General features: G+C 63.1%; 2 protein-coding genes. Both read left to right on the forward strand.

Annotated features, from left to right (window positions below):
• Positions 1 to 66: 66 nt before the first annotated feature.
• Complete coding sequence (locus tag GVV86_RS18390; protein ID WP_159620700.1) at positions 67 to 381, forward strand: ArsR/SmtB family transcription factor; 315 nt, start codon at positions 67 to 69, stop codon at positions 379 to 381.
• Positions 382 to 412: 31 nt separating this feature from the next.
• Positions 413 to 1,014: NAD(P)H-dependent oxidoreductase (locus tag GVV86_RS18395; RefSeq protein WP_159803664.1), on the forward strand; the 602-nt coding region annotated here is incomplete at its 3' end.

The raw sequence follows: 1,014 nt of genomic DNA on the forward strand, positions 1-1,014 counted from the left end.
CATCGGCGAGGGGATGCGAAACGCTGGAGGCAGCGCCTGCGGCGGTATGTGGTGAGACCATGGAGTATGTCTTTATCGCTCGTCGACGTCCTCAAACTTCTCGGCAACCCTACGCGCTTCCAGATCATGGAGTGGTTGCGCACGCCTGAGGAGTCCTTCGCGGAGTACGAGCCGATTGCGGACCGCGAGGAGTACGGGGTGTGCGTGACGCACCTGGCGGCCAAGACGGGTCTTTCGCAGCCAACCATATCGGTCTATATGAACTCCTTGGAGCGGGCCGGCCTGGTGGAATCGACCCGCATCGGCAAGTGGACGCACTACCGGCGCGTCGGCACGCAGGTGGACGAGCTTGTGGAGCAGCTGCAGCACAGACTCATATAGACATTTCGTAAAACGTCGATATGATGGTGGCATGACTTTCACTGATTCAAGCAACCCCATCAGGCGTGCGTTGATCGTCCACGCCCACCCCGAGCCCGCCTCGTTCTCGTCCGCCCAGGCTTCCGCGGTGGCCCAGCAGCTGAGGTCGGAGGGCGTCGAGGTCGACTTCATTGATCTGTACGACATTGGGTGGAACCCTGTGCTGAGCCGCGGACAGTTCATGGACGGCCCGGGCTACTTCAAGCCCCAGGCCGAGCAGATGCGGGCCTTTGCTGAAGGCGCGCTCCCCGAACCGGTCGGGGCACACCTGGCCAGGCTGCAGGACGCCGACCTGCTCGTGCTGTCATTTCCGGTGTGGTGGTTCTCCATGCCCGCGATCCTCAAGGGCTGGATCGACCAGGTGTTCTTGCTCAGCGCCATTTTCGGCGGCGAGTACGGCATCTTCGACCAGGGCGGCATGACGAACAAGAAAGCCATGATGCTCCTCACGACAGGAGGCGTCGAGGCATCCTTCGCGCCCGGCGCGGCCTCCGCGCCCGGCGGCTACGGCGGGCTCGATGACTTCCTCTACCACGTCCGCCGCGGGATGTTCGAGTTCGTCGGGTACGACGTGGTGCAGCCCTTCGTCACTCA

Origin of the sequence: Arthrobacter zhaoguopingii (genome assembly GCF_009828595.1) — a bacterium.
GTDB lineage: Bacteria > Actinomycetota > Actinomycetes > Actinomycetales > Micrococcaceae > Arthrobacter_D > Arthrobacter_D zhaoguopingii.